The organism is Kitasatospora sp. NPDC056184 (assembly GCF_042268405.1).
Taxonomy (GTDB): Bacteria; Actinomycetota; Actinomycetes; order Streptomycetales; family Streptomycetaceae; genus Kitasatospora.
Genome location: NZ_JBHJUI010000001.1, coordinates 63,909 through 87,256, shown reverse-complemented (window position 1 = coordinate 87,256; position 23,348 = coordinate 63,909). Strand labels below are relative to the sequence as shown.

Sequence of the window (23,348 nt, the reverse complement as noted above, 5' to 3'; positions counted from 1 at the left end):
GCCGCACGAAGGATGACAAGCGTGACCGAGTACGCATACCAGTCCGATCGATATGTCCTGCGGCCCGGAGTGGGCGCCGAGCAGGCCGACGACCTTGCCCGCGGCCTCGGCTGGGAGCTCGTTCGGGAGATCGCCCGCGACAAGCACGAGGGCGTGGACGGGCAGGTGATCTGGCTGGGCACGGACGACGTCTCGCTGCACTACGTCGTGGATGCCGTGTCGGGCATCGGATACGCCGTCCTCGCCGGACCGAGCCGGCCCGCGGTGGAACCGTTCGTGGGTCCGGTACTCGATCACCTGCGGCCGTGGACCCTTCCGGAACTGTTCGAGCGGCTCGACGAGGCCGACGAACCCCGCGAACGGGTCAGGAACATCCTCCGGATCGGGCTCGCCGCGACCGCGGAGTTCGACGAGGAGGTGTTCCACCGGATCAGCGGGACGTACACCGACAGCGAGCCCCAGGTCCGACTCGCCGGCCTCTGGGCCGCGACGTACACCGGCTATCCGCAGTTCCTCCCCCGGATCAGGGAGATCGCGTCGCACGACCAGGTGGAGGAGCTTCGGTCACGCGCCGCGAGCATCGCGACGGCCCTCGCATCGGAGGGTGACGCGTCATGACGGGCTACACGGACGCCCCCAGGCCCGTGCGGTCCGGGCTGGTCATCGTCGACCCGCAGCGCGGCACGCCGCAGCGGATCGTCGTGCTGCAGTTCAACCCGGACAGCCTGGAGCGGTCGCTGGCCCCGCAGACGGCGGGGGCGGACGGCAGCGGGGACCGGACGGAGGCGCTGCGGCTCAAGGGGCCGGCCGTGGAGACCTGGAAGTTCACCGCGGAGCTGGACGCGACCGACCAACTGGACGTGCCGGCCCCGAACGGCGTCCATCCGCAGCTGGCCACGCTGGAGCTGCTGGTGCAGCCGGCCAGTGCGCGGCTGCGGGCCACTCAGGCGCTGGCCGCGCTCGGCACGCTGGAGATCACGCCGATCGAGGCGCCGCTGACCCTGTTCACCTGGGGCGGGAAGCGGATCCTGCCGGTGCGGCTGACCGAACTCACCATCACCGAGGAGGCGTTCGACATCGACCTGAACCCGATCCGGGCCACCGTCGCCATCGGCCTGCGCGTGCTGACCGTCAGCGACCTGCCGACCGGCCACCGCGGGGCCGAGCTCTACCTCGCACACCTGGCGCAGAAGGAGCGGCTGGTCGGCGCCGCGGCCGACGGCCGGCTGGGCGCGCTCGGCCTGGGAGGAGGACTCCAATGACCGCCGGCAACCCGTTCGACGCGCTGCCCGCGCCCTCGCCGTACCCGCTGACCAGCCGGTACCACGGCGTCCCGGTCTCGGTGCGCACGGAACCGGACGGGCGGCAGGTGCCGTACCTGGGGCGCCGGCTACTGCCGGCCCCGGACGGCCTGACCCCGCTCGCCGAGCACACCGTCGGCACCGGTGACCGCCCCGATCTGCTGGCCCACCGCTACCTCGGCAGCGCCGACCAGTGGTGGCGGATCGCCGACGCGAATCCGGTGGTCGATCCACGGGAGCTGACCGCGACGCCGGGCCGGCGGATCACCGTCGCGCTGCCCGGCGCGGTGCCGGGGGTGGGCCGTGCCTGACGCCCCGGCCGTCACCGGGGACGGCCCGGTCGGGTCCATCCGGCTCAGCCTGCTGATGGGCCCGCAGATCCCGGTGCCGGTGCCGCAGCCGGTGACCGACGCCCTGCTGTCGGCGCAGGTCACGGTGGCGTCCGGGCAGCGCAGCGGGTTCCAGCTCGCCTTCGACCTGTCGAAGCACGGCCTGATCAACACCGCGCTGCTGCCGGGCGGCTTCTTCGACCCGAAGACCAGGGTGGTGCTGGTGGCGACCGTCACCGGCACCCCGACCGTGCTGATGGACGGTGTGATCATCCGCCAGGAGGCCGGCATCAGCAACCAGCCCGGCCAGTCCACGCTCACCGTCACCGGCGAGGACCTCACGGTGCTGATGGACCTGGAGGAGCGGGCCGCGGTGCCCTTCCCCGCGATGTCCCCGGCGGCCCGGGTCGCCGCGATCATCAGCCTGTACGGCCAGTACGGCATCGTGCCGCTGGTCATCCCCGAGCTGGTGCCGCAGACGCCGATGCCGATCCGGCGGATCGACTTCCAGAAGGGCACCGACCTCGGGTACGTCACCGAGCTGGCGAAGGCCAACGGCTACGTGTTCTACCTCGACCCCGGCCCGTTCCCCGGGACGAGCCGCGCCTACTGGGGGCCGGAGAACCGGCTCGGCGTCCCGCAGCACGCGCTGAACGTCAACATGGACGCGCTGTCCAACGTCGACCAGCTCACGTTCGCCTTCGACGGGACCGCCCGCGAGGAGCCGGAGGCCCGCATCCAGCTCCCGGCGACCAAGGTGTCCTCCGTCCTGCCGGTGCCGGAGGTCGCCGTGCTGCGCCCGCCGCTGGCGCTCAGGCCCGCGCCGGCGCTGAAGAAGAAGGTCGTCGCCGACACCGCCAAGAAGGACACCACCCAGGCCGTGGCCGAGATCATCGCCCAGGCGATGCAGTCGGCGGACGCCGTCTCGGGCTCCGGCCAACTCGACGTCGTCCGGTACGGCCGCGTGCTGCGGCCGCGCGAGCTGGTCGGCGTCCGCGGCGCCGGGCTCACCTACGACGGCCTGTACTTCGTCAAGAGCGTCACCCACAACCTCAAGCGCGGCGCGTACACCCAGAACTTCACGCTGACCCGCGAGGGCCTGATCGCCCTCCAGCCGACCGTCGTCCCGTGACCAGGAGGAGTTGCCGGCATGGCCGAACCCACCCGCTACCTCGGCAAGTTCCGGGCGACGGTGGTGAACAACGCCGACCCGCTCGGGATCGGCCGCATCCAGGCCCAGGTGCCCGACGTGCTGGGCGACGTCGTGTCGGGCTGGGCGATGCCGTGCTTCCCGGTGGCCGGGCCGGGCATGGGGCACTACGCGGTCCCGCCGGTCGGGGCGGGCGTGTGGCTGGAGTTCGAGCAGGGCGACCAGAGCTACCCGGTCTGGACGGGCTGCTGGTACGGCTCCGCCACGGAGGTCCCGGTGGAGGCGACGACCGGGCCGCCGGGCGCGCCGAACACGGTGCTGGAGACCTCCGGACGGCGGGTGATCGTGCTGTCCGACGATCCGACCACGGGGATCACCCTCCGCACACCGACCGGGGCCTCGATCGTCATCAACGACTCGGGCATCCGCATCAGCAACGGCCAGGGCGCCTCGATCTCGCTCGTCGGCGCCACCGTATCCATCAACCAGGACGCCCTGAGCGTGACTTGACGGGAGAGACCTCGTGCCCGGAAATCTGCTGCACGTCAATGCGACGGTGACCTGCCCGCACGGCGCCCAGGCGGCGGCCCGGCCCGCCCAGGCGCGGGTGCTGGTCGCCGGCCAGGCCGTCACCAGCACGGCCGACCCGTACACCGTGACCGGCTGCCCGTTCACCGTGGCCGGCAAGCCGCAGCCCTGCGTCACGGTCCGCTGGGTGGTGCCCTCGGCCCGGATCCGGGTGAACGGCTCCCCCGCGCTGCCGCAGTCCGCCGTCGGACTGTGCCAGAGCGCCGAGCAGGTCCCGCAGGGGCCGCCGATCGTGACCGTCGTCCAGCAGCGGGCGGTGGGGGTATGAGCACCGCGCAGCGCTCCGGGAACGGCGCCGGACCGGCCCGGACGGACCTCGCGTTCCCGTTCCGGATCGACAGCCGCGGGCGCACCGCCGAGGCGGCGTACGACGACCATGTGCGCGACCTGGTCGAGCAGTTGCTGTTCACCAGCCCCGGCGAGCGGGTGATGCACCCGGACTTCGGCTGCGGACTGCTCGACCTGGTCTTCGCGCCGAACAGCCCGGAGCTGGCGGCCACCCTGCAGCTGTCCGTCCAGGCGGCGCTGCAGCGGTGGCTCGGCGATGTGATCGAGGTCGCCTCGCTCGACGTGGAGAGCGAGGACAACGTGGTGCGGGTCGAGCTGGCGTACGTCGTCCTGCGGACCGGTACCCGGCGGCAGGACGTGTTCGAGGGCGGGGTGGCGGCATGACCGGGCGGACCGAGTGCGGGACGGAACTCCGGCGCGCCGACGTGCGCGCGGCGCACCTGCTGGGCCTGGACGGCGCCGAGCCGGAGGACGACGGGCGCACCCTGGGCGTGACCTTCCTCGGCCGGGCGCCGGAGGAGCTGGGCCCGGAGAACATCCGCGTCGACGGCGGCCGGCGGATCACCGGCCTGCGCGCCGTCGCGGTCGACATCGAGCGCGCGGAGGACCCGGAGCTGGACGACCGGATGCGCGTCACCCTCGACCGCTCCGGCGACACCTCCCGCTACCGGCTGACCGTGGTCGAGGCGGACGCCCACGGCCGGCCGGGCACCCGCCCGTACCCGGGCTTCGACCCGCGGTACGCGAGCACCGGCTTCTCCTTCGGCCTCGACTGCCCCTCCCCCTACGACTGCCGCACCGAGGAGAGCTGCCCGCCCGCCGTCCGGCCGGCCCCCGTCATCGACCGCACCGCCCGCGACTACGAGAGCCTGCGGCGGCTCGTACTGGACCGGATGAGCCTCACCACCCCCGGCTGGTCCGAGCGGCACCTGCCCGACCTCGGCATCACCCTGGTCGAGCTGCTCGCCTACACCGCCGACCAGCTCTCCTACCAGCAGGACGCGGTGGCCACCGAGGCGTACCTCGACACCGCCCGCCTCCGGGTGTCGGTGCGCCGCCACGTCCGGCTGATCGACTACGCCGTGCACGACGGCTGCAACGCCCGGGCGTTCGTCGCGCTGGCGGCGGACCGCCCGCTCACCCTGCGGCACGGCACCTTCCGCTTCGCCGCCGTCGACCTCGGCCGGCTCGGCCCGCAGGAGCGCCCGCAGCTGTCGACGGTGATCCCGGACGAGGAGCTGGACGCGCTCACCCGGACCGCCTCCGTCGAGGTGTTCGAACCGCTCGGCGGGGCGGACCTGGTGCTGCACCCCGCGCACAACACCCTGCGGTTCTGGACCTGGGGCGACCAGGACTGCGTGCTGCCCGAGGGCGCGACCTCCGCCACCCTGCGCGACGAGTGGCACCCGGCCGAGCAGGACGCGGCCGAGCAGCAGGACGGCGACCGGCAGGAGGACGGCCGGCAGGAGGGCGACCGTCAGGGGGACGGCCGGCCGCGGCCCCGCCCCCGGCGCCTGGCGCTGCGCCCCGGCGACCTGCTGATCGTCGAGGAGGTGCTCGGCCCGCGCACCGGCGCCGCCGCCGACGCCGACCCCGCGCACCGCCAGGCCGTCCGCCTCACCTCCGTCACCCCCCTGGTCGACGAGCTCTACGGGCAGCCCGTGGTCGAGGTCGCCTGGGCGCCCGAGGACGCGCTCTCCTTCCCGGTCTGCCTCTCCGCGCACGGCGGCACCGCGTGCGACCCGATCCCCGACGTGAGCGTCGCCCGCGGCAACGTCGTCCTGGTCGACCACGGCCGCTCCCTCACCTTCTGCGGCGGGGCCCCGGAGACCGTCGCGGTGCCGCCGGAGCCGGTCCGCGTGGCGCCCTGCGGGCCGGGCGGGTCCGGCTGCGCCGACCGCACCGGGGGCAGTCCCGCCGCGGAGGCGGTCCACGCACTGCTCGACCGGGCCCGGACCGGCCGCCGGCTCGGCCCGGAGCAGGTGCGCGAGCTCGCCGCGCTGGTCGGCGAGGCGGCGGTGCTCCGGGCCGGGCTGAGCGTCCGGCTCGCACCCGGCGCGGGCGCGGAGGGCGAGGACGGCGGGGGCGCCGTCGTCGAGCCGCCCACCGCCGACGCCCAGGCGGCGGCGCTGGAGACGCTGCTCGACCAGACCCGCTACCCCGTCCTGCCGCAGCACTTCCGCCCGCTGCTGCACGAGGCGCCGGTCACCCAGGCGGCCGCCTACCCGGACCGGGCGGACGTCTGCGCCGGACAGGCCGCCCTGCTCGCCGCGATTCCCGAGCGGGTCCGGCAGCGGCTGGAGGAGCTGTGGCACCGGGCGCGCCGCGGCCACCACCTCTCCCGCGCCGAACTCGCCGAACTGACCCTGCTGTTCGGCGCCCAGGCGGTGCGCGAGCTGCACCTCGCCGAGCGGCCCACCGCCGGACTGCGGGAGCTGCTGGCCCGGCGCGGCCACCTGCTCGCGGCCAAGCTGCGCCGCCTCGACGTGCTCACCGCGCGGGCCCGCTCCGGCGTGCCGCTGCGGCACCCCGGCGTCTGGGAGGTGGCCCAGAGCTGGGGCGCCCGGTACGCCACCGGGCTCGACCCGGACTCCCCCGCGCTGGCCGGCCCGGCGCGCGGGATCGCCGTCCAGGACCCGCGCGCCGCACTGCCCGCGGTCCGGGCCACCGCCGAGGGACGGGAGTGGACGCCCCGCCGGGACCTGCTCGCCGACGGCCCCCGCGACCGGCACTTCGTGGGCGAGGTGGAGGACGACGGCCGCCTCGCGCTGCGCTTCGGCGACGGCCGCCACGGCCTGCCGCCCCGGCCCGGCGCGGAGCTGCGGATCGCCTACCGGATCGGCAACGGCGCGGCCGGGAACGTCGGCGCGGAGGCCGTCAACCACCTGGTGGTCTGCCAGGACGGGCCGTGCCACCCGCGGGAGGGCGGCGCCGCCCGGCCGCAGGACGCGGTGCTCCTGGTCCGCAACCCGCTGCCCGCCACCGGCGGCGTCGAGCCCGAACCGCTGGACCAGGTCCGCCAGTCGGCCCCGCTCGCGCTGCGCCGCACCCGGCTGCGGGCCGTCACGGCCGCCGACTACGCGGAGCTGGCCGCCGCCCTGCCGGGTGTCCGGCGCGCCGCCGCCGAACTCCGCTGGACCGGCAGCGTCCAGGAGGTCCACGTCGCCGTCGAGCCCCACGGGCAGGCGGCGGCGGACAGCGCCCTGCTGGAGGCCGTCGGGCACGGCCTGGAGGCGTACCGCAGGATCGGCCACGACCTGGTCGTGCGCCCCGCGCTGCTGGTGCCGATCGACCTCGAACTGCGGATCTGCGCCGCCCCAGGCCACCAGCGCGGCCACGTCCTGGCCGAGTTGCGGCGGGTGCTGGGCAGCCGCGCCCGGCCGGACGGGCGCCCGGGTTTCTTCCACCCCGACGCGCTGGGCTTCGGCGACCCGGTGCGGGTCTCCCGGCTGGTGGCCGCGGCCGCCGCCGTCCCCGGCGTGGTCAGCGCCCGGGTCACCCGGCTGCGGCGGCAGTTCGGGCGGGACGAGGGCGAGCCCGCCGAGGGGCTGCTGCGGCTCGGCGCGCTGGAGATCGCGCTGTGCGACAACGACCCCGACCGGCCGGAGAACGGCCGGCTCTCGATCGTGATCGGAGGCGGCCGATGACCGGCCAGTGCGCCTGCGGCTGCGCGGGTACCGCGACCGCGACCCCCGTCCCGCTGTTCAACCCGCCCGGGCTGGACGCCATCGGCTACCGCGTCGGCCACTACGGGGAGTTCCTCGCGAGCCAGCTCGCCCGGCTGTCCGGCCCCGCCTACCCGGCGCTGCGCGGCCTGACGGTCCGCATCCCGGACGACCCGGCGATCGCGCTGCTGGACGCCTGGGCCGTGCTCGCCGACGCGCTGACCTTCACCTCGGAGCGGATCGCCAACGAGGGCTATCTGCGCACCGCCACCGAGGAGGCCTCGCTCACCCTGCTCGGCCGGCTGGTCGGGCACCGGCCCCGGCCCGGCGTGGCCGCCGACACCTACCTCGCCTACACCCTCGACCACGACCCGCGGGCCGCCGAGGACCCGACCGTGACCGTGCCGCGCGGCGCCCGCAGCCAGAGCGTGCCCGGCCCCGGCGAGGACCCGCAGTCCTTCGAGACCGCCGAGGACCTCGCCGCCCGGGCGGCCTGGAACGAACTGGCCGTCCTGCGCCGCCGCCCGTACCAGCTGACGCCCGGCCAGCTGAACCCCGGCGGACGCGCCGAGCTGTTCGCCGCCGGCACCGCCAACAACATCAGGCCCGGCGACCGGCTGCTGTTCGTCTTCAGCGCCGACCGGGCCGCCGACCCGGTCCACCGGGTGCTGCGGCTGGTGCCCGAGGTCCGGCTCGACCGCGACAACGACGTCACCGTGATCGGGCTGCCCCGCGACCTGCGCACCCTCAAGGACCTGCGCGCCGAGCTGGCGGACCGGATCACGGACTCCCCGACCGCCCCGGACCCCAGGCCCCGGCACAGCCGGATCGTCCGGGACTTCGACGCGCAGGTGCTGGCCCCGCTGCGCGCCGACCTCGACCTGCCGTCCGGTCCGCTGAGCACCCCGGCCGACTTCGCCGACCGGCTCACCCCGGTGATCGCCCGGGCGGCCGAGGCCGCCGAACTGGCCCGGTCCCAGCGGCCGGTGGCCGACTGGTTCGACCGCCTCGGCGGGGAACTGGCCGGCCTCCAGGACCGCGCCCACCAGCTGGAGCCGCCGCAGGCGCCCGACCGGTCCGAGCCCCAGCCGCCCGGCTCCGCGCCCGCCGACCCGGCCGTGCGCGGACTCGGCGCGCTGCTGGCGGCGCTGCGCACCGCCCCCACCCGGCCCCCGCTCAGCGCCCGGGACCTCGCGCGCGACCCCCGGCGCCTCTTCGCCCCCGGCTCGGACCTCGGCGCGCAGCTGCTCGCCGCCCTCGACCCCCGGCTGCGCGAGGGCCTCTACCCCGCCTGGCGCCGGGTCGACCTGACCGCGCCGCTCGCCGTGCACGAGATCCAGGCGATGCGGGTGGTCGCCACCCCGTTCGGCGCCACCGCGCCGCTCAAGCCGGTCTTCGGCGACGACGGCCGGATCGACCGCTACGTGGACTGGCCGCTCTCCGGCAGCACGCTGATCGGCGTCCGGGTCACCTTCGACGCCACCGGAGCCGTCCCCGAGACCGCCGACTTCACGTACGTCGAGGCCGGCAGCCTGGTGCACAGCGGCTTCTCGCTGCCGTGGGACCACACCTTCCCGTTCGGGCCCGGCCAGGTCAAGGTGGTCACCACCGCGCCGCCGGCCCCGCAGCCCGACCCGCACGCCCCCGCCCCCGAGCCGGAGGCCGGCGTCAGCTCCCGCTTCCTGCCCAAGCTGCCCGAGCGCACGGTCTTCGTCTCCCGCCCGCAGGCCGACAACCGCGTGCACGTGAGGATCGACGGCGGGCCCGGCCCCGCGCTCGACTACCGGCTCGACCCGGACCAGGAGAGGACCGGCGAGTCCGGCGAGCTGAACGTCCGGGTGCACCGCTCCCCCGCCACCGACCAGTCGGCCGCCGCCGTCGAGGTGGTCCTCACCACCAAGCTGCAGCCGGTCTCCGGCACCGTCCTCACCCTCGACGCCGTGTACGACCAGATCGCGCCCGGCAGCTGGGTGGTCGTCCAGCGCCCGCGCAAGGGACTCGACGGCGGCATCCCGGGCAGCCGCGACCTCGCCGAGGTCATCACCCGGGTGACCGATGTCCGGGTGATCTCCCGCGCCGACTTCGGCATCACCGGCAAGGTGACCGAACTGACCCTGCAACAGCCGTGGTTGGACGACCAGGACACCCAGCTCTCGCACATCAGGGACGCCACCGTCTACGCCCGCGGGGAGTCGCTGCGGCTCGCCGACGAGCCCGTCACCGAGGACGTCCACGGCGGCCGGATCGAACTCGCCCGGCTCTACGACGGGCTGACCCCCGGCCGGTGGATCACGGTCGGCGGCGAGCGGACCGACATCCCGGGAACCACCGGGGTCCGGGCCACCGAGCTGGCCATGATCGCCGGCGTCGAGCAGGGCGTCGACCCGCGGCTGCCCGGCGACACCGTCCGCACCACGATCACGCTCAGCGCCGACCTCGCCCACCGCTACCGGCGCGACACCGTCCAGGTCCTCGGCAACGTGGTCCGCGCCACCCAGGGCGCCACCCGCGACGAGGCCATCGGCAGCGGCGACGCCGGCGTCCCGGGCCAGCGCTTCGCCCTCTGGCAGTCGCCGCTCACCTGGCTGGCCGCCGACACCCCCGGAGGCGCGCGCAGCACCCTGGAGGTCCGGGTCGACGGCGTGCGCTGGCACGAGGTCGACAGCCTCGCCGGGCGCGGCGCCGACGAACAGGTCTACGTCACCGCGACCGCCACCGACGGCCGCACCACCGTCACCTTCGGCGACGGCGTGCACGGTTCGCGCCTGCCCACCGGCCGGGAGAACGTCCGCGCTCGCTACCGGATCGGCATCGGTGAGACGGGCAACGTCGGCGCCGGCCGGATCACCCAGCTCACCACCCGTCCGCTCGGCGTCTCCGCCGTCGTCAACCCGCTGCCCGCCACCGGCGGCGCCGGCCCGGACGGCCCGGGCCTCGCCCGGCGCACCATCCCGCTCGCCGTCACCGCCCTGGACCGGCTGGTCTCGGTCCCCGACTACGAGGACTTCACCCGCTCCCGGGCCGGCATCGGGCGCGCCGCCGCCACCCGGCTCTCCGACGGCCGGCGCGAACTCGTGCACGTCACGGTGGCCGGGGTGGACGACATCCCGCTCACCGCCGACTCCGACCTGGTCCGCACCCTGCGCTCCTCGCTCGCCGCCTACGGCGACCCGCGGCTGCCGGTCGAGGTCGCGCTGCGCGAACTCGTCCTGCTGGTCGTCGCCCTGAGCGTCGAGGTCGACCCGGACCACTCCTGGGACCTCGTCGAACCGGCGCTGCGCCGCGCCCTGCTGGACCGCCTCGGCTACGGCGGGCGCCAACTCGGCCAGAGCGCCCACCTGTCCGAGGTGCTCGCGGTCGCCCAGGCCGTCCCCGGCGTGGACCGGGTCGACGTCGACGCCTTCACCGGCGTGCCCGGCAGCCTCACCCCCGAGGGGCTGGAGCACCTGTCCGAGCAGCTCGCGCGGCCGCAGCCGACCGTCCCGGCCCGGCTCGCCCGCTTCGACGAGCAGCGCTACCGGGTGCGCGACCCCGCCGGGGAGACCCTCACCGACATCGCCGCCCGGCACGGCATCACGGTGGCGGAGCTGCTGCGCCTCAACCCGGCCGTCACCGACACCCGCCCGCTGCCGGCCGGCCGGGTGCTGACGGTCTTCCGGGGCATCCGCCCGGCCCAACTCGCCCTGCTGTCACCGAATCTGCCCGACACGCTGATCCTCAAGGAGGTCCGCCCATGAGCGAGCGGGACCCGGACGGGCTGCTGGAGCTGCTGCCGCAGTGGCACCGGCTGCGGGACGCCGAGGCGGGCGAGCCGCTGCGCGCCCTGCTGGCCGTCATCGCCGAGCAGGTCGACATCGTCCGCGGCGGCATCGACCAGGGCTACCGGGACTGGTTCGTGGAGACCGCCGCCGACTGGGCCGTCGCCTACCTCGGCGACCTGGTCGGCTACCGGATCCTGCCCGGCTACGAGGAGGTGCTCGCCACCGGCCTGCACGGCGGCGCCTCCCCGGAGCGCGCCGCGGCCCGCGACCGGCTCGCCGCCCGGCTGGCGCCCCGGCTCGACGTCGCGAACACCGTCGCCAACCGCCGGCGCAAGGGCACGCTCGCCCTGCTGGAGGAGCTGTCCGCCTCGGTCGCCGACTGGCCGGCCCGGGCCGTGGAGCTCTCCCGGCTGCTCGGCGGCACCCGGCCGGTGCGGCTGCTGCGACCGGAGGAGGAGCCGGCCGACCGCCGCCGGTCGGGCCGGGGGCGGCTGGTCGACGTCCGGCGGGGCGCCGCCCTGGACCTGCTCGGCGGGCCCTTCGACGAGCAGGCGCACACCGTCGACGTGCGGCGGGCCGCCTCCCCCCGCCGCCGGGGCGGCTACACGCCGGCCGGCGTCGCCCTCTACGTCTGGCGGCTGAAGCCGTACTCCGTCACCCGGGCCCCGGCCTACTGCATCGACCGGGCCAGGAACCTCTTCACCTTCTCGGTCCTCGGCAACGACGCCCCGCTCTTCACCAGGCCCGAGCCGGAGCCCTCGGCCACCCATCTCGCGGCGATCGACAACGTGCCGGCCCCGATCCGGCGCCGACAGCTGGCCGAGAACCCGGCCGACTACTACGGGCCCGGCAAGAGCTTCGCCATCTGGCGCGACGGCGCCCGGGAACCGGTCCCGCCCGCCGAGATCACGGTGGCCGACCTCACCGACTGGACGTACCGGCCGCAGCGCGGCCAGGTCGCCGTCGACCCGGTGCTCGGCCGGATCGCCTTCGGCGCCCGCACCGCCCCGCGCCGCGGCGTCTGGGTCGACCACCACTACGTGTTCGCCGACGACACCGGCGGCGGGGAGTACCCGCGCGACCGCCCGGAGCCCCCGCGCCGGACGGTGTACCGGGTCGGCCCCGGTCGGCCGTACGAGCGGATCAACGAGGTGTACGAGCAGTGGCGCGCCGACCAGCAGGCCGGTGCCGCGGGCGGCTCCGCCGTCATCGAGATCACCCACAGCGGCGCCTACCAGGAGCAGTTGGACTTCGACCTGGCGGCCGACGACCGCCTGGAACTGCGCGCCGCCGAGGGCACCCGTCCGGTGATCCGGCTGCTCGACTGGTACAGCAACCGGCCGGACGCGCTCAACGTCCGGGGCGTCGACCCGGGCGGGCGGCTGGTCCTGGACGGCCTGCTGATCACCGGCCGCGGGGTCAACGTCACCGGTCCGCTCGCCTCCGTCACCCTGCGGCACTGCACCCTGGTGCCCGGCTGGTCGCTGGAGCCGCACTGCGCGCCGCACGCGCCGCAGGAGCCCAGCCTCGTGCTGGACCGCACCACGGCCTGCGTGCGGATCGAGCGCACCGTCCTGGGCGCGATCCAGGTCGTCGGCGACGAGGTGGACGCCGACCCGCTGGAGATCCACCTCGACGACAGCGTCCTGGACGCCACCGGGCCCGAGCGGCCGGCGCTCTCCGGGCCCGACTGCGCGCACGCCCACGCGCTGCTGCACGCGCACCGCTCCACGGTGGTCGGCGAGGTGCACGCCCACGCGGTGCCGATCGCCGAGGACTGCGTCTTCACCGGGCGGCTGCGGGTGGCCCGCCGCGCGCTCGGCTGCCTGCGGTTCTGCTACGTCCCCCCGGGCTCGCGCACCCCGCGCCGGTACGCCTGCCAGCCCGACCTGGTCCGCTCGGCGGTCACCGAACTGGTCGAGCGCGGCGAGCTGCCCGCGGCGCAGGCCGCCCGGCTGCGGGACCTGGAGGCCGCCCGGGTCCGCCCGCTGTTCACCGGCCTGCGCTACGGCACGCCCGGCTACGGCCAGTTGGCCGCCGGCTGCGCGCCGGAGATCACCCGCGGCGCCGAGGACGGCTCCGAACTCGGCGCCTTCCACGACCTGTTCCAGCCCCAGCGGGAGGACAACCTGCGGGCGCGGCTGGCCGAGTACACCCCGGCCGGCACCGACGCCGGAGTCTTCTTCGTCACCTGATCCTCCTCCGCTCCCGCCCTGCTCCCGACCTTCTCCCCGACCTCGACCCTGTGAGGGAATCGTGCACGCAGACTTCTCGCGCCTGACCTTCCGGCCCGGCAAGCACTACTCCGCGGTGCTGACCCAGCAGGGCCGGGTGCAGCTCGACGCCGACGCCAACGAGCAGGCCGCGATCGAGCGGTACCAGCTGCGCACGCTCGCCGCCGATCTGATCGGCCGCCACGGCGGACCGGCCGCGGCGGCCGGATTCGCGATCGGCCACGTGCCGGGCAGCCACGACCTGGACGACCTCACCATCGGCGGCGGCCGCTACTACGTCGACGGCGTGCTGTGCGAGGCCGACCGCCCCGAGCCCGCCCCCGCCGTGTCCGACGACGACTCCCCGGACGGCGAGGACCTCCGCCAGGGGCCCGCCGGCTGGACGTACTGGGACCAGCCGGACGCCTACCGGGACCAGGACCTCCCCGGCGACCGGCTGCCCGGGGAGTTCCCGTTCCTGGTCTACCTGAAGGTCTGGGAGCGCAGCGTCACGGCGGTCGAGGACCCGGAGATCCGCGAGACCGCGCTCGGTGCGGCGATGCCCGACACGGCGGCCCGGGCCAAGGTCGTCTGGCAGGTACTCGCCCTGCCCGCCGCGGAGTTGTCCCTGCCGGAGGGCGGCGGCGCACCCCAGGTCCGGGCCGCCTTCGACGCCTGGGCCGAAGCGCGCGAGCGCCCCGCCTGCGCGCTGGCCGCCCGCGCCCGCCGCCCGGAGCGGGCGAGCGAGGACCCGTGCCTGGCCCACCCCGAGGCCGGCTACCGGGGCCCGGAGAACCAGCTGTACCGGGTGGAGGTCCACCGCGGCGGCTCCGCCGAGGGCGGCGCCACCTTTACGTGGTCCCGGGAGAACGGCTCGGTGGTCCTGCCGATCACCTCCGTCGAGGGCGTCTGGGTCGACCTCACCTCGCTGGGCGACGACGACAGGCTCGCCCTCTCGGTCGGCGACTGGGTGGAGGTCACGGACAGCGCCCACCTCAGCCGCACGGAACCGGCGGACCTGCTCCAGGTCGAGGAGACCGACCTGCCGGGCCGCCGGGTGCGGCTGTCCGCCGAACCGCCCCCGCCGACCGGCCGCCTGCCCGAACGCCACCCCTTCCTCCGCCGCTGGGACCACCGCGCCCCGCGCGGCCGCGACGCCGTCCCGCTGTCCGGCGGCGCCCTGCCCCTGCGGGAGGGCGGCTGGCTCGACCTGGAGGACGGCGTCCAGGTGTACTTCCGCCCCTGCGGCACCTACACCCGGGGCGACCACTGGCTCGTCCCCGCCCGCACCGCCACCGGCGACGTCGAATGGCCCCGCAACGCCGCCGGCGAACCCCTCCTCCACCCCCCGGCCGGCCCCCGCCTCCACCACGCCCCCCTCGCCTGGATCACCGCCCCCGCCACCACCGTCGACCTCCGCCGCACCTTCACCCCCCTGACCGGCACCCCCACCTCCTCCGAAACCTGAGCCCCCGCGCATCGGAGAATCGAGCAGACGTGCACCGACTCAAGAGCGTCCTCGCCGCCATCGCCCTGGCCCCCACCGTCCTGGCCCTGCTGCCCGCCGCGAGCACCACGGCTGCCACGGCCGCCACGGCCGCCGCCGGGCCGGCCGTCCCCTTCGGCAGCCACACCTTCCCGTACACGGCGGGCACGCTGCGGCCGAGCGGCGCCCAGTCGGCCGTCGACCAGCAGGTGATCGACAAGTACAACGCCTGGAAGGCCGCCTTCCTCAAGCAGAACTGTGGCAACGGCTGGTACGAGGTCCGCTCCCCGGACGCCGACCACCCGTACGTGGCCGAGGGCCAGGGCTACGGCCTGGTGATCACCGCCCTGATGGCCGGCGCCGACCCCGGCGCGAGGACCGCCTTCGACGGCCTGCTGACGTTCGTGCTCGCCCATCCGTCGGTCAACAACCCCGACCTGCTGGCCGCCGAACAGGACGCCTCGTGCAGGAGCGTGAACGGCTCCGACTCGGCGACCGACGGGGACCTCGACGTCGCCTACGGGCTGCTGCTCGCCGACCGGCAGTGGGGCTCCACCGGGACGTACGACTACAAGAAGCTCGCGGTCAAGCGCATCAACGCGATCAAGGCGAGCGAGATCAACCCGAGCACGCACCTGACCCTGCTCGGCGACTGGTCCGGCTCCGGCGATCCGCTCCACTACGTCACGCGGTCCTCGGACTGGATGGTCGACCACTTCCGGGCCTTCAGGTCCGCGACCGGCGACGCCGCCTGGGACACCGTCCGCAGCGCCCACCAGAACCTGATCACCTCCCAGCAGTCCACGTACGCGGCGAGCACCGGTCTGCTGGCCGACTTCGTGGTCAACACCAACAGCACGCCCAAGCCCGCCCCCGGCGAGGTCCTGGAGAGCCCCCACGACGGCGACTACGGCTGGAACGCCTGCCGCGACCCGTGGCGGATCGGCGCCGACGCCGTGACCAGCGGCGACGCCGCCTCGCTCGCCTCGGCGCGCAGGCTGAACTCCTGGATCCGATCGAAGACCGGCGGCAACCCGGACCGCGTCGTCACCGGCTACCGCCTCAACGGCTCGGCCTTCGACAGCGGCACCGACATGGCGTTCACCGCGCCGTTCGTCGTCACCGCGACGACCGACCCCGGCTCCCAGGCCTGGCTCGACGCCCTGTGGAACAAGCTGGTCGCGACGCCGATCGACCCCTCGCTCTACTACGGGGGCAGCGTCCAGCTCCAGTCGATGATCGTGGCCTCCGGCAACTACTGGCGGCCGTAACTCCGTTCGGACCCCCTCGGGCGGGGGCGGACGGCCGTCAGCCGCTCCAGGTCCCGGTCGAGGTCACCGGCCGGGCCGCGGCGCCCGAGACGGTCGTCCGCACGCCCGGGGCCGGGGCCGGGACCGTGCCGCCGCTCGCGGCTCCGGCCGAGGTGCGCAGCGGCGCGGCCGGCCCGGTGGCGACCGAGGGCCCGTCACCGGCCGGCGCGACCCGCTCGATCCGCAGCACCAGGTTGCGGTCCCGGCGGTCACCGTCGTGGTCGCGGTTGCGGCTGTGCACGACCTGCGTCGGCACGCCCCGGACCTCCTCCCACCGCCCTTGCACCGCAAGGATGTTGGGGTACCACTCGCCCTGGTCCCGGTGCTCCAGGTCGAGCTGCCAGCTCGCCGCCTCGACGACGTGGACGGCGCCGACCTCGCCGGGGACCTCCACCGGGGCGGCGCCCCGGACGGTCACCACCGCCCGCTGCGGATACCGCCCCTCCACCGCCGTCACCGTGATCCGGCTCGGCCCCTGGTACCAGGCCATCGCTGTGCTCCCTCGTCCGTCGCGCGGGCCGACTGCCGACCGGCCTCAGCCGGTAGCACGGGCGGCGCACCCCGCGGGGTTCGAACGGCGGCCGGCGACCGGGATCCGCCGACCCGCACCGCACCCGTACCGCCGCGCACCGTCAGGCGCGGCGCCTGGCCGCCGCCCTGCGCGCGACGAGGACCAGGCCCGTGCCGGCGGCCAGCACGGCGCCGCCGGCCAGGGCGAGCGGCGTGCTGTCCCCGCCACCGGTCCGGGCCAGGGCGGGCTCGGCGGTCGCCCCGGGCGTGGGCGAGGCGCTCGGCGCGGCCGGCGGGGTGGTCGCCGGGGTGGTCGCCGGGGGCGTGGCGCTCGGCGAGGGCGGCACCGACGCGGTCGCCGTCGGCACCGGGGCCGGCGGGACGGACCGCGTCCCGCTCGGCGTCGGGGTCGGGGTCGGGGTCGCAGTGGAGGTCGGGGTCGGGGCCGGGGTCGTCGGAACGGACGGCGTGCCGGTCGGGGTCGGGGTGGCGGACGGGCAGAGCGGCACCTCCGCGACCTTCTTCTCCACGTGGGTGTCCGCCAGGGTGTAGCGCCAGGTGTCGCCCTGGCCCGAGTAGCCGACGGTCACCTTGACGGTGGCGTTCGCCTCGATCCGCCCCCGGTGCACCTCGGTGCCGCCGACCAGGCTCAGGGTGTAGTCGCCGGCGGCCTTGTAGCGGTTCCCGAGGACGAGTTCGACCTGGCCGGCGTCCGTCCGGCAGCCGACCTCCAACGAGGCGTCGCTCGGCTTCCAGGCGAACGCGGTCCCGGTGCCCGCGAGGGCGAGGGCCGCGACCGCGCCCCCGGTGACCGCGGCCGTCCGGCGGATGTGCTTCATCTCTGCTTCTCCCAGGGGTTCGTGGAGCGGTACCGCCTCGCACGCCCGCCCTGCGGCCCGACGCGGCTCCCGCCCCCGAACACGGACGGCGCGGCGGATCCGGTTCACCCCGCCTCGGAACGCCCGCGGCGGCCCGAGCCGCGGCCGGCACCGGATCCCCCGGGTGACCCCAGGGCGTGGGGACGCGGCGGAGCCGCCGGGGCGCCGCATAGTCGGAGTGCCGATAGCACCTTCCGATCATGAGATGAGCCGACCATGCGCCTGCCCCGTCGACCGGTCCTCACGGCGGCCGTCCCGCTGCTCCTCGTCGCCGCGGGCTGCGGCTCCCCGCCCGCGTCGCCCCCGGCCGACGACCCGACCACCACCACGGCCACCACCACGACCGCCACCGCCACCGCGTCCCCGACCGGGCCGCGCGCGTTCACCCTGGTCGCCACCGGCGACGTGCTGCCGCACACCGAGATCATCCGGCAGGCCAACGAGGACGCCGGCGGGAACGGCTACGACTTCGGCCGGATGTTCGCCGACGTCAAGCCCCTGATCAGCGGCGCGGACCTCGCCATCTGCCACATGGAGACCGTCTACGGCCCCGACGGCGGCCCGTTCACCGGCTACCCGGCGTTCAAGTCGCCGCCCCAGGTCGCCCGGGCCCTCAAGGACGCCGGATACACCTCCTGCGACACCGCCTCCAACCACACCCTCGACGACGGACCGGCCGGCATCCGCCGCACGCTCGACGCCATGGACGCCGTGGGCCTCGCCCACACGGGCTCCGCCCGCGACGAGGCTGAGGCCGGCCGACCCGCGCTGCTCCGGGCCGGCGGCGCCACCGTCGCCCACCTCGCCTACACCTACGGCACCAACGGCATCCCGCTGCCGGCGGACCGTCCCTGGGCGGTGAACCTGATCGACCGCGACCGGATCCTCGCCGACGCCCGCACCGCCCGCGCCGACGGTGCGGACGTCGTCGTGGTGAGCGTCCACTGGGGCACCGAGTGGCAGGACGCCCCGAACGACCAGCAGCTCACCCTGGCCCGCGAGCTGGCCGCCGGACGGGCCGGGGACGGACCGGCCGTCGACCTGGTCCTCGGCACCCACGCCCACATCCCGCAGGCCTACGAGAAGATCGGCGACACCTGGACCGTCTACGGCCTCGGCGACCAGCTCGCCGGCCACATGTTCACCTACGACGGCGCCGAGGACCCGCGCGGCAACTGGAGCTCCATCGCCCGCTTCACCTTCACCCCGCCGGACACCCCGGACCGGCGCTGGACGGTCACCGGGGCCGAGTTCCTCCCCCAGATCACGGACCTCGGCCCGCCCTACCGCGTCCTCGACCTCCGCCAGGCCGCCCGCCACGCCCCCGACCGCGCCGACTACGCCCGCGCCCTGGAGCACATCGGCTCGGTGGTCCTCAGCCGCGGCGCCGCCACGGCGGGGCTGACCACGGCCCCGTAGACGCCCCCGCCCAACCGCCCGCAGGCAGCCCGCCCCCGCCCGGCCGGCCGGCCGCGCAGCCGGCCCGTTGCCCAGCGGACGGAGACCCGACGAGTGGCGATGCGTGCGGAAACCGGCCATTGTGCGCGCTCCTCCCACCACCGCGGACGGCGGACCGTCAGGCTGGGGAGAGGCCCGGCCCGGCACCGAACCCGGGACGAGGGCCGTTCCTTCGAGGCCCTCGGGAGGGGACCCAGCATGCCGACGTGGACGAGCGTGTCGAGGCTCTCGGTCGTACTCGACAGCGGTGGCGAGCGTGGCACCGTCTACGCGAACGGACGGAACCGGATCGGCGTGACGATCTCGGTCGAGCCGACCGACGAGGACGGGCACGCCCTCGATGTCGATCCGCAGCACCTGCTCTCCCGTCTGTGGTTGATCGACTACGCCGACGAGTCGGCGCTCGGCTGGAACGGGAGCACGGGCTGGTCCTACACGGACGCCCCGAACCGGTTCACCGCGGCCCCCGCCGGGGCCCCGTCCGACGACGGCGGCGGCCGGAAGATCACGTTCTACGTGTACTGCGGGCCCGCCGCGGTCGACCCGAAGTCGATCGGCGTCCGGGTCAGGACCGACTCCGGCGACACCTTCACGAGTTCCCTGAACGGCGCGTACCACGACCGGGTCACCCTCGAACCGCGCGCGGCCGTGACGTACCGCAAGGGCGACGTCGCCTGGGAGTACGCGCGCACCGCGACCCAGGAGGGCGACAACACCAAGTACGTGACGACGGACGCCTGGAACTACCGTCTGTCACTGAAGTCCGCGGACAACCACTTCGTCACCTTCTCGGTGAGCGGCCACTTCAGCGATTCCGGCTACGACGGGTTCTTCGCCGCCGACATCCCGCCCGAGGACCGCCACCGGAACTTCTACGGCGGCTACGTCTGGTACCAGGAGCCGCACGGTTCCGCGTACTTCTCCTCGTCGGACGGGCACAGCCTGGGCCAGATCGTCAACTTCCCCGAGGGGAACGAGTGGTGGGACTACGCGACGATCTACGAGCAGAACGACCCCGACCGGTACCTGTGCCTCACCTGGGTGCACGCCACCACCGTCGGTGACGGCTGGCACATCCCGAACGGGCCGCTGGGCAGCTTCAAGGAGTCGTTCAACCCGCAGATCGCCGCCTACGACCGGTACGGCAACACGGGCACCTTCTGGGTGGACGGCTCGGACCTCACCGGCGGCCTCACCCTCGACGACCACCGTCCGTAGCCGGGCGGCCCGGTGCGGGCGTCCGGCGGGACGGCGGCGGCGGGCGGATGATGGAGGGAGGGCGGGCCCGCCGGCGGGCGGGCGCCGGGATCGGAGGCGGACCGTGGCAGCTGACCGGATCATCGCCGGCTTCGACGGTTCGGAGCCCGGCCGGGCCGCCGCGCGCTGGGCGGCGCGCGAGGCCGTCCGGCAGGGGCTGGCGCTCGAACTGGTGCTGGCCGGGCCGCGGGAGCCGGACCGGGCGCCGACGGCCGAGGCGAACGCCCTGCGGGTCCTCTTCCCGGGTCTGGACGTACGGATCGCCCGGGCGCCGGACGACCCGGTCGCCGCGCTGGCGGCGGCCTCGGAACGGGCGGTGCTGCTGGTCCTCGGGTCCCGCGGCCTCGGCTCGCTGCGGGGTTTCCTGACCGGCTCGGTGAGCCGGCGGGTGCTCGGCGCGGCGCACTGCCCGGTGGTGCTGGTGCGGGCCGCCGCGGGCGGCGACACCCGGGCGGAGGAGCCGCGCGGCGTGACCGCGGGCGTGGACCTCGCCCATCCGTGCGACCCGGTGCTCGACCTCGCCTTCCGGACCGCCGCCCGGCGTGAGGTCCCGCTCACCGTGGTGCACGCCTGGGGGCCGCCGGCCGGCAACGAGTACCTGCACTTCGGCTCCATCGGCGGTCTGGAGCACCAGCTGGCCGCCGACGCCCGGCGGGCGCTCGACACGGCCCTCGCGCCCTGGCTCGAACGCCACCCGGAGCTCCCGGTGTCCACCGAGGTGCTGATGGGCCACGCCGGGATCACGCTGGTCGACGCGGCCTCCGGGACCGGCCTGCTGGTCATCGGGGCCCGGCGCCACCACAACCCGGTGGGCGCCCACCTGGGCCCGGTGGCCCACGCGGTCATCCACCACGCGCCCTGCCCGCTCGCCGTCGTGCCCCTGCACTGACCCCGCCCTCCCGCCCTCCCGGCCACCGACCCGGCCCCGACCACCGTCGTGCGGTGGCCGGGGCCGGGCGGACGTCAGGCGGACGTCAGGCGAGCTTCTGGCAGAGCAGCGCGTACGGCCGCGCCGCCCACAGCTGCCACCAGGGCTGGCTGTAGGCCACCCCCGCGACGAACTCGTCGTCCGCGCACTGGCCCTTGGCGAAGCCGTACGCGAAGTCACCGCCCCCGGCCACCGCGGGGCGGTTGTCCCCCTTGTCGAACCAGAGCGTGCGGGTCGACGCCCCCTGCGGTGCCGCCGACTTCGCGCAGAGCACGCCCATCGTCCGGCCGTTGCGGCTGTAGCCGGAGACGTAGGAACCGGCGGGGCACTGCGCCTTGGTGTAGCCCGGGGCCCAGTCGGCCGTGACGTGGGTGCCGCCGTGGTCGACGACGAACGCCCGGCCGGCGTCCCAGAGTTCCGCCTGCGTGACGTCCGTGCACAGGCCGTCGTCACCGCCGTGGCTGAGTCCGATCAGCCGGCTGCCGTCCGGGCAGGACGCCTTGACGGCGTACGGGTCCCAGTCCGGCTGGGCCTTCAGGTGGGCGGAGCGGTTGTCGTCGGCCAGGCCGGAGCTGAGCGGGGTCCAGTCCACGATGCGCGGCGGGTTCGGGCCGGTGCTCCCCGAGGCGAGCCGCCATTCGCGGTGGAAGGCGAGGAAGGGCAGGTCCGCCGAGAGGACCGGGGTACCGAGGACGGCGAGCCGTGCCATCAGCGCCCCGTTGATGTCGAGTCCGCCGTAGAGCACGGCCGAGCCGTTGACGTCCGGCGTGCCGCCGGCGCCGTCGAGGACGACCGAGCCGCTGACGGCCGCCCGCAGGTACGGCTCGATCGACGCCTTCACGCCGATCGTGTCGTACAGGGCGATCGAGCCCTCGGCGAGCAGGCCGGCCTTCGCCGAGGCGGAACCCCGGGCGTCGAGGCGCAGCGGGGTGACGGTGGAGGTCCCCGGGTCGGTGGTGGTGGTCCAGCCCGGGCCCTTCACGTAGTCGGAGTGGACGCCCCACTGACCGTCGTACGCCTGCTGGGCGTCGAGGGTGACGGTGCCGTCCGCGGCGATGTCGGCGGAGAGGGTGAAGTTCAGGTTGATGACGACGGGCAGGGGGCCCACCATCACCACCGGGCTGGCGCTGTACGTGGCCAGCGGGATCCGCACGGAGGTGCCGCCGGTGAGGTTCGCGCTGACCCGCCAGTCGGCGTGCGCGCCCAGGCTGAAGCCGACCCGGGCCTGCTGGGGGTCGATCAGGCCGAGGCCGCCCCGGTAGGAGAAGTCGACGGCCGGGGTGAGCGAGACCGAGCCGGAGAGCGTCGCCGAGGACCCGTTCGGCAGCGGGACGGTGGCGTTGGCGGTGAGCCCCAGACTTCCGGAGACGGAGCCCTGGCCGCCGGCCGTCCCGAGGTCGGTGGTGACCTGGATGCCGCCGAGCCGGGGCTCGACCTGGAACGCGCCGGGGCTGACGGCGCTGTGCAGGCTGGTGCTGGTCGCGCCGAGCAGCTCGGGGAGGGTCGCCGGGCGGGTGGTGACGGCCACCGTCCCGTCGGCGGCCTGCTGCACGCCGGTGACGGCGACCAGCGCGCCGTGCGGGGCCGCCGGGGTGGGCGGGCTGTCGATCAGTTGCCCGGGCCGGACGGCGGCCGCGGCCGCCACGGCGGCGTCCGGGGCCGCGGCCCGGGCGGACGTCTGCTGCGGGCCGGCGGCGGCCGGGGCGAGCACAGCGGTGCCGGTGGCCGGGTCGTAGGAGGAGAGCGCGAGGCCGGGGTCGGCCGTGGCGGTGGCCGGCGCGCTGCCCTGCGCCGGGGTCGCCAGGGTCGCCGCGGCCGTGCCGGACGCCGGTGGCGCCAGCGTCGCGGGCACACCGGGTGAGGCGGCCGACGTGGCGGCCGCGCCGGTGGCGGCGGTCGTGGCGGCGGCCGGTGCTGCCGCCGCTCCGTTCAGGACGGCGCCGCAGAGGAGGAGCACGGTGGTTGTGGCGGCTGCTGACAGCGTCAGCTTGCGCACGGTCACGTGGAGGGTCCCTTCCGGTCAACATGGCTGGATCGGTGGTGACTTGTGGCAGAGCGCACGGCCGGGAGCAGCCGCACGCCGCTCCTGACCGCCGGGTAACTTAACATTCGCCGACCGAACCATTGCCCGGTTTCGCACGGTTCCCGGATCGCCATGACCGAGATTTCACGGCCCCGGAACGGTCCTTTCCCCCGCGGTTAACGTGGCGCCCGCCCCGCGGCCCC

18 protein-coding genes are annotated in these 23,348 nt (G+C 75.5%); 15 read left to right on the top strand and 3 right to left on the bottom strand.

All coding sequences use genetic code 11. The features are described from left to right. The first annotated feature begins 21 nt into the window (after positions 1 to 21). The 12 genes from ACFC0B_RS00370 to ACFC0B_RS00315 all read left to right on the top strand — a co-directional run bounded on the left by ACFC0B_RS00370 (position 22) and on the right by ACFC0B_RS00315 (position 16,052). On the top strand, positions 22 to 618 hold the full coding sequence (locus ACFC0B_RS00370) for a hypothetical protein (RefSeq protein WP_376080049.1): 597 nt from the start codon (positions 22 to 24) through the stop codon (positions 616 to 618). Next, positions 615 to 1,262 carry a hypothetical protein gene (locus ACFC0B_RS00365; RefSeq protein ID WP_376080046.1) on the top strand — a complete coding sequence of 216 codons (648 nt, stop codon included), beginning with the start codon at positions 615 to 617 and terminating at the stop codon, positions 1,260 to 1,262. The genes ACFC0B_RS00370 and ACFC0B_RS00365 overlap by 4 nt, the downstream gene beginning before the upstream one ends. Beyond that, positions 1,259 to 1,612 (top strand): hypothetical protein, encoded by a 354-nt coding sequence (locus ACFC0B_RS00360; protein ID WP_376080043.1) that lies wholly within the window; start codon positions 1,259 to 1,261, stop codon positions 1,610 to 1,612. The genes ACFC0B_RS00365 and ACFC0B_RS00360 overlap by 4 nt, the downstream gene beginning before the upstream one ends. 55 nt (positions 1,613 to 1,667) lie before the next feature. Then, positions 1,668 to 2,762 carry a hypothetical protein gene (locus ACFC0B_RS00355; RefSeq protein ID WP_376082298.1) on the top strand — a complete coding sequence of 365 codons (1,095 nt, stop codon included), beginning with the start codon at positions 1,668 to 1,670 and terminating at the stop codon, positions 2,760 to 2,762. An 18-nt stretch (positions 2,763 to 2,780) separates the two neighbouring features. Beyond that, positions 2,781 to 3,290 carry a phage baseplate assembly protein V gene (locus ACFC0B_RS00350; RefSeq protein ID WP_376080041.1) on the top strand — a complete coding sequence of 170 codons (510 nt, stop codon included), beginning with the start codon at positions 2,781 to 2,783 and terminating at the stop codon, positions 3,288 to 3,290. Between the two features lie 13 nt (positions 3,291 to 3,303). Further along, the gene (locus ACFC0B_RS00345) at positions 3,304 to 3,636 is read left to right on the top strand and encodes a hypothetical protein (protein ID WP_376080038.1); all 333 of its coding nucleotides are present in this window, start codon (positions 3,304 to 3,306) and stop codon (positions 3,634 to 3,636) included. Beyond that, on the top strand, positions 3,633 to 4,040 hold the full coding sequence (locus ACFC0B_RS00340; RefSeq protein WP_376080035.1) for a GPW/gp25 family protein: 408 nt from the start codon (positions 3,633 to 3,635) through the stop codon (positions 4,038 to 4,040). Before ACFC0B_RS00345 ends, ACFC0B_RS00340 begins: the two co-directional genes overlap by 4 nt. Next, entirely contained in the window at positions 4,037 to 7,303 is a 3,267-nt protein-coding gene (locus ACFC0B_RS00335; RefSeq protein WP_376080032.1) for a putative baseplate assembly protein, read from the top strand. The genes ACFC0B_RS00340 and ACFC0B_RS00335 overlap by 4 nt, the downstream gene beginning before the upstream one ends. Beyond that, positions 7,300 to 11,058: a putative baseplate assembly protein gene (locus ACFC0B_RS00330; RefSeq protein ID WP_376080030.1), complete on the top strand. Its 3,759-nt coding sequence runs from the start codon at positions 7,300 to 7,302 to the stop codon at positions 11,056 to 11,058. The genes ACFC0B_RS00335 and ACFC0B_RS00330 overlap by 4 nt, the downstream gene beginning before the upstream one ends. Continuing rightward, on the top strand, positions 11,055 to 13,277 hold the full coding sequence (locus tag ACFC0B_RS00325) for a hypothetical protein (protein WP_376080027.1): 2,223 nt from the start codon (positions 11,055 to 11,057) through the stop codon (positions 13,275 to 13,277). The genes ACFC0B_RS00330 and ACFC0B_RS00325 overlap by 4 nt, the downstream gene beginning before the upstream one ends. Before the next feature lie 61 nt (positions 13,278 to 13,338). After that, entirely contained in the window at positions 13,339 to 14,763 is a 1,425-nt protein-coding gene (locus tag ACFC0B_RS00320; RefSeq protein ID WP_376080025.1) for a DUF6519 domain-containing protein, read from the top strand. Between the two features lie 29 nt (positions 14,764 to 14,792). Further along, the gene (locus tag ACFC0B_RS00315) at positions 14,793 to 16,052 is read left to right on the top strand and encodes a glycosyl hydrolase family 8 (RefSeq protein WP_376080022.1); all 1,260 of its coding nucleotides are present in this window, start codon (positions 14,793 to 14,795) and stop codon (positions 16,050 to 16,052) included. A 37-nt stretch (positions 16,053 to 16,089) separates the two neighbouring features. Here ACFC0B_RS00315 and ACFC0B_RS00310 read toward each other — a convergent pair whose 3' ends face one another. Then, a complete protein-coding gene (locus ACFC0B_RS00310) occupies positions 16,090 to 16,581 on the bottom strand; it encodes a hypothetical protein (protein WP_376080019.1) in 492 nt (163 codons plus the stop codon). Between the two features lie 142 nt (positions 16,582 to 16,723). Next, positions 16,724 to 17,440: a hypothetical protein gene (locus tag ACFC0B_RS00305; protein WP_376080017.1), complete on the bottom strand. Its 717-nt coding sequence runs from the start codon at positions 17,438 to 17,440 to the stop codon at positions 16,724 to 16,726. A gap of 255 nt (positions 17,441 to 17,695) precedes the next feature. Between ACFC0B_RS00305 and ACFC0B_RS00300 the strand changes: the two genes are divergently transcribed. The 3 genes from ACFC0B_RS00300 (at position 17,696) to ACFC0B_RS00290 (ending at position 21,083) form a co-directional block, all read left to right on the top strand. Next, positions 17,696 to 18,898, top strand: coding sequence for a CapA family protein (locus tag ACFC0B_RS00300; RefSeq protein WP_376080015.1), 1,203 nt, complete (start codon positions 17,696 to 17,698; stop codon positions 18,896 to 18,898). A 237-nt stretch (positions 18,899 to 19,135) separates the two neighbouring features. After that, complete coding sequence (locus tag ACFC0B_RS00295) at positions 19,136 to 20,155, top strand: hypothetical protein (protein ID WP_376080012.1); 1,020 nt, start codon at positions 19,136 to 19,138, stop codon at positions 20,153 to 20,155. A 103-nt stretch (positions 20,156 to 20,258) separates the two neighbouring features. Then, a complete protein-coding gene (locus ACFC0B_RS00290) occupies positions 20,259 to 21,083 on the top strand; it encodes a universal stress protein (RefSeq protein ID WP_376080010.1) in 825 nt (274 codons plus the stop codon). A gap of 85 nt (positions 21,084 to 21,168) precedes the next feature. Here the strand turns inward: ACFC0B_RS00290 and ACFC0B_RS00285 are convergent, their stop codons facing one another. After that, positions 21,169 to 23,124, bottom strand: coding sequence for a hypothetical protein (locus ACFC0B_RS00285; protein ID WP_376080007.1), 1,956 nt, complete (start codon positions 23,122 to 23,124; stop codon positions 21,169 to 21,171). Positions 23,125 to 23,348: the final 224 nt, after the last annotated feature.

What these genes read in the sequence shown, in the direction of transcription:
- ACFC0B_RS00350 (WP_376080041.1), top strand. Translation starts at nt 2,781, where the DNA reads ATGGCCGAACCCACCCGCTACCTCGGCAAGTTCCGGGCGACGGTGGTG.
- ACFC0B_RS00295 (WP_376080012.1), top strand. Translation starts at nt 19,136, where the DNA reads ATGCCGACGTGGACGAGCGTGTCGAGGCTCTCGGTCGTACTCGACAGC.
- ACFC0B_RS00325 (WP_376080027.1), top strand. Translation starts at nt 11,055, where the DNA reads ATGAGCGAGCGGGACCCGGACGGGCTGCTGGAGCTGCTGCCGCAGTGG.
- ACFC0B_RS00310 (WP_376080019.1), bottom strand. Translation starts at nt 16,581, where the DNA reads ATGGCCTGGTACCAGGGGCCGAGCCGGATCACGGTGACGGCGGTGGAG.
- ACFC0B_RS00355 (WP_376082298.1), top strand. Translation starts at nt 1,668, where the DNA reads ATGGGCCCGCAGATCCCGGTGCCGGTGCCGCAGCCGGTGACCGACGCC.
- ACFC0B_RS00300 (WP_376080015.1), top strand. Translation starts at nt 17,696, where the DNA reads ATGCGCCTGCCCCGTCGACCGGTCCTCACGGCGGCCGTCCCGCTGCTC.
- ACFC0B_RS00365 (WP_376080046.1), top strand. Translation starts at nt 615, where the DNA reads ATGACGGGCTACACGGACGCCCCCAGGCCCGTGCGGTCCGGGCTGGTC.
- ACFC0B_RS00360 (WP_376080043.1), top strand. Translation starts at nt 1,259, where the DNA reads ATGACCGCCGGCAACCCGTTCGACGCGCTGCCCGCGCCCTCGCCGTAC.
- ACFC0B_RS00340 (WP_376080035.1), top strand. Translation starts at nt 3,633, where the DNA reads ATGAGCACCGCGCAGCGCTCCGGGAACGGCGCCGGACCGGCCCGGACG.
- ACFC0B_RS00335 (WP_376080032.1), top strand. Translation starts at nt 4,037, where the DNA reads ATGACCGGGCGGACCGAGTGCGGGACGGAACTCCGGCGCGCCGACGTG.
- ACFC0B_RS00305 (WP_376080017.1), bottom strand. Translation starts at nt 17,440, where the DNA reads ATGAAGCACATCCGCCGGACGGCCGCGGTCACCGGGGGCGCGGTCGCG.
- ACFC0B_RS00330 (WP_376080030.1), top strand. Translation starts at nt 7,300, where the DNA reads ATGACCGGCCAGTGCGCCTGCGGCTGCGCGGGTACCGCGACCGCGACC.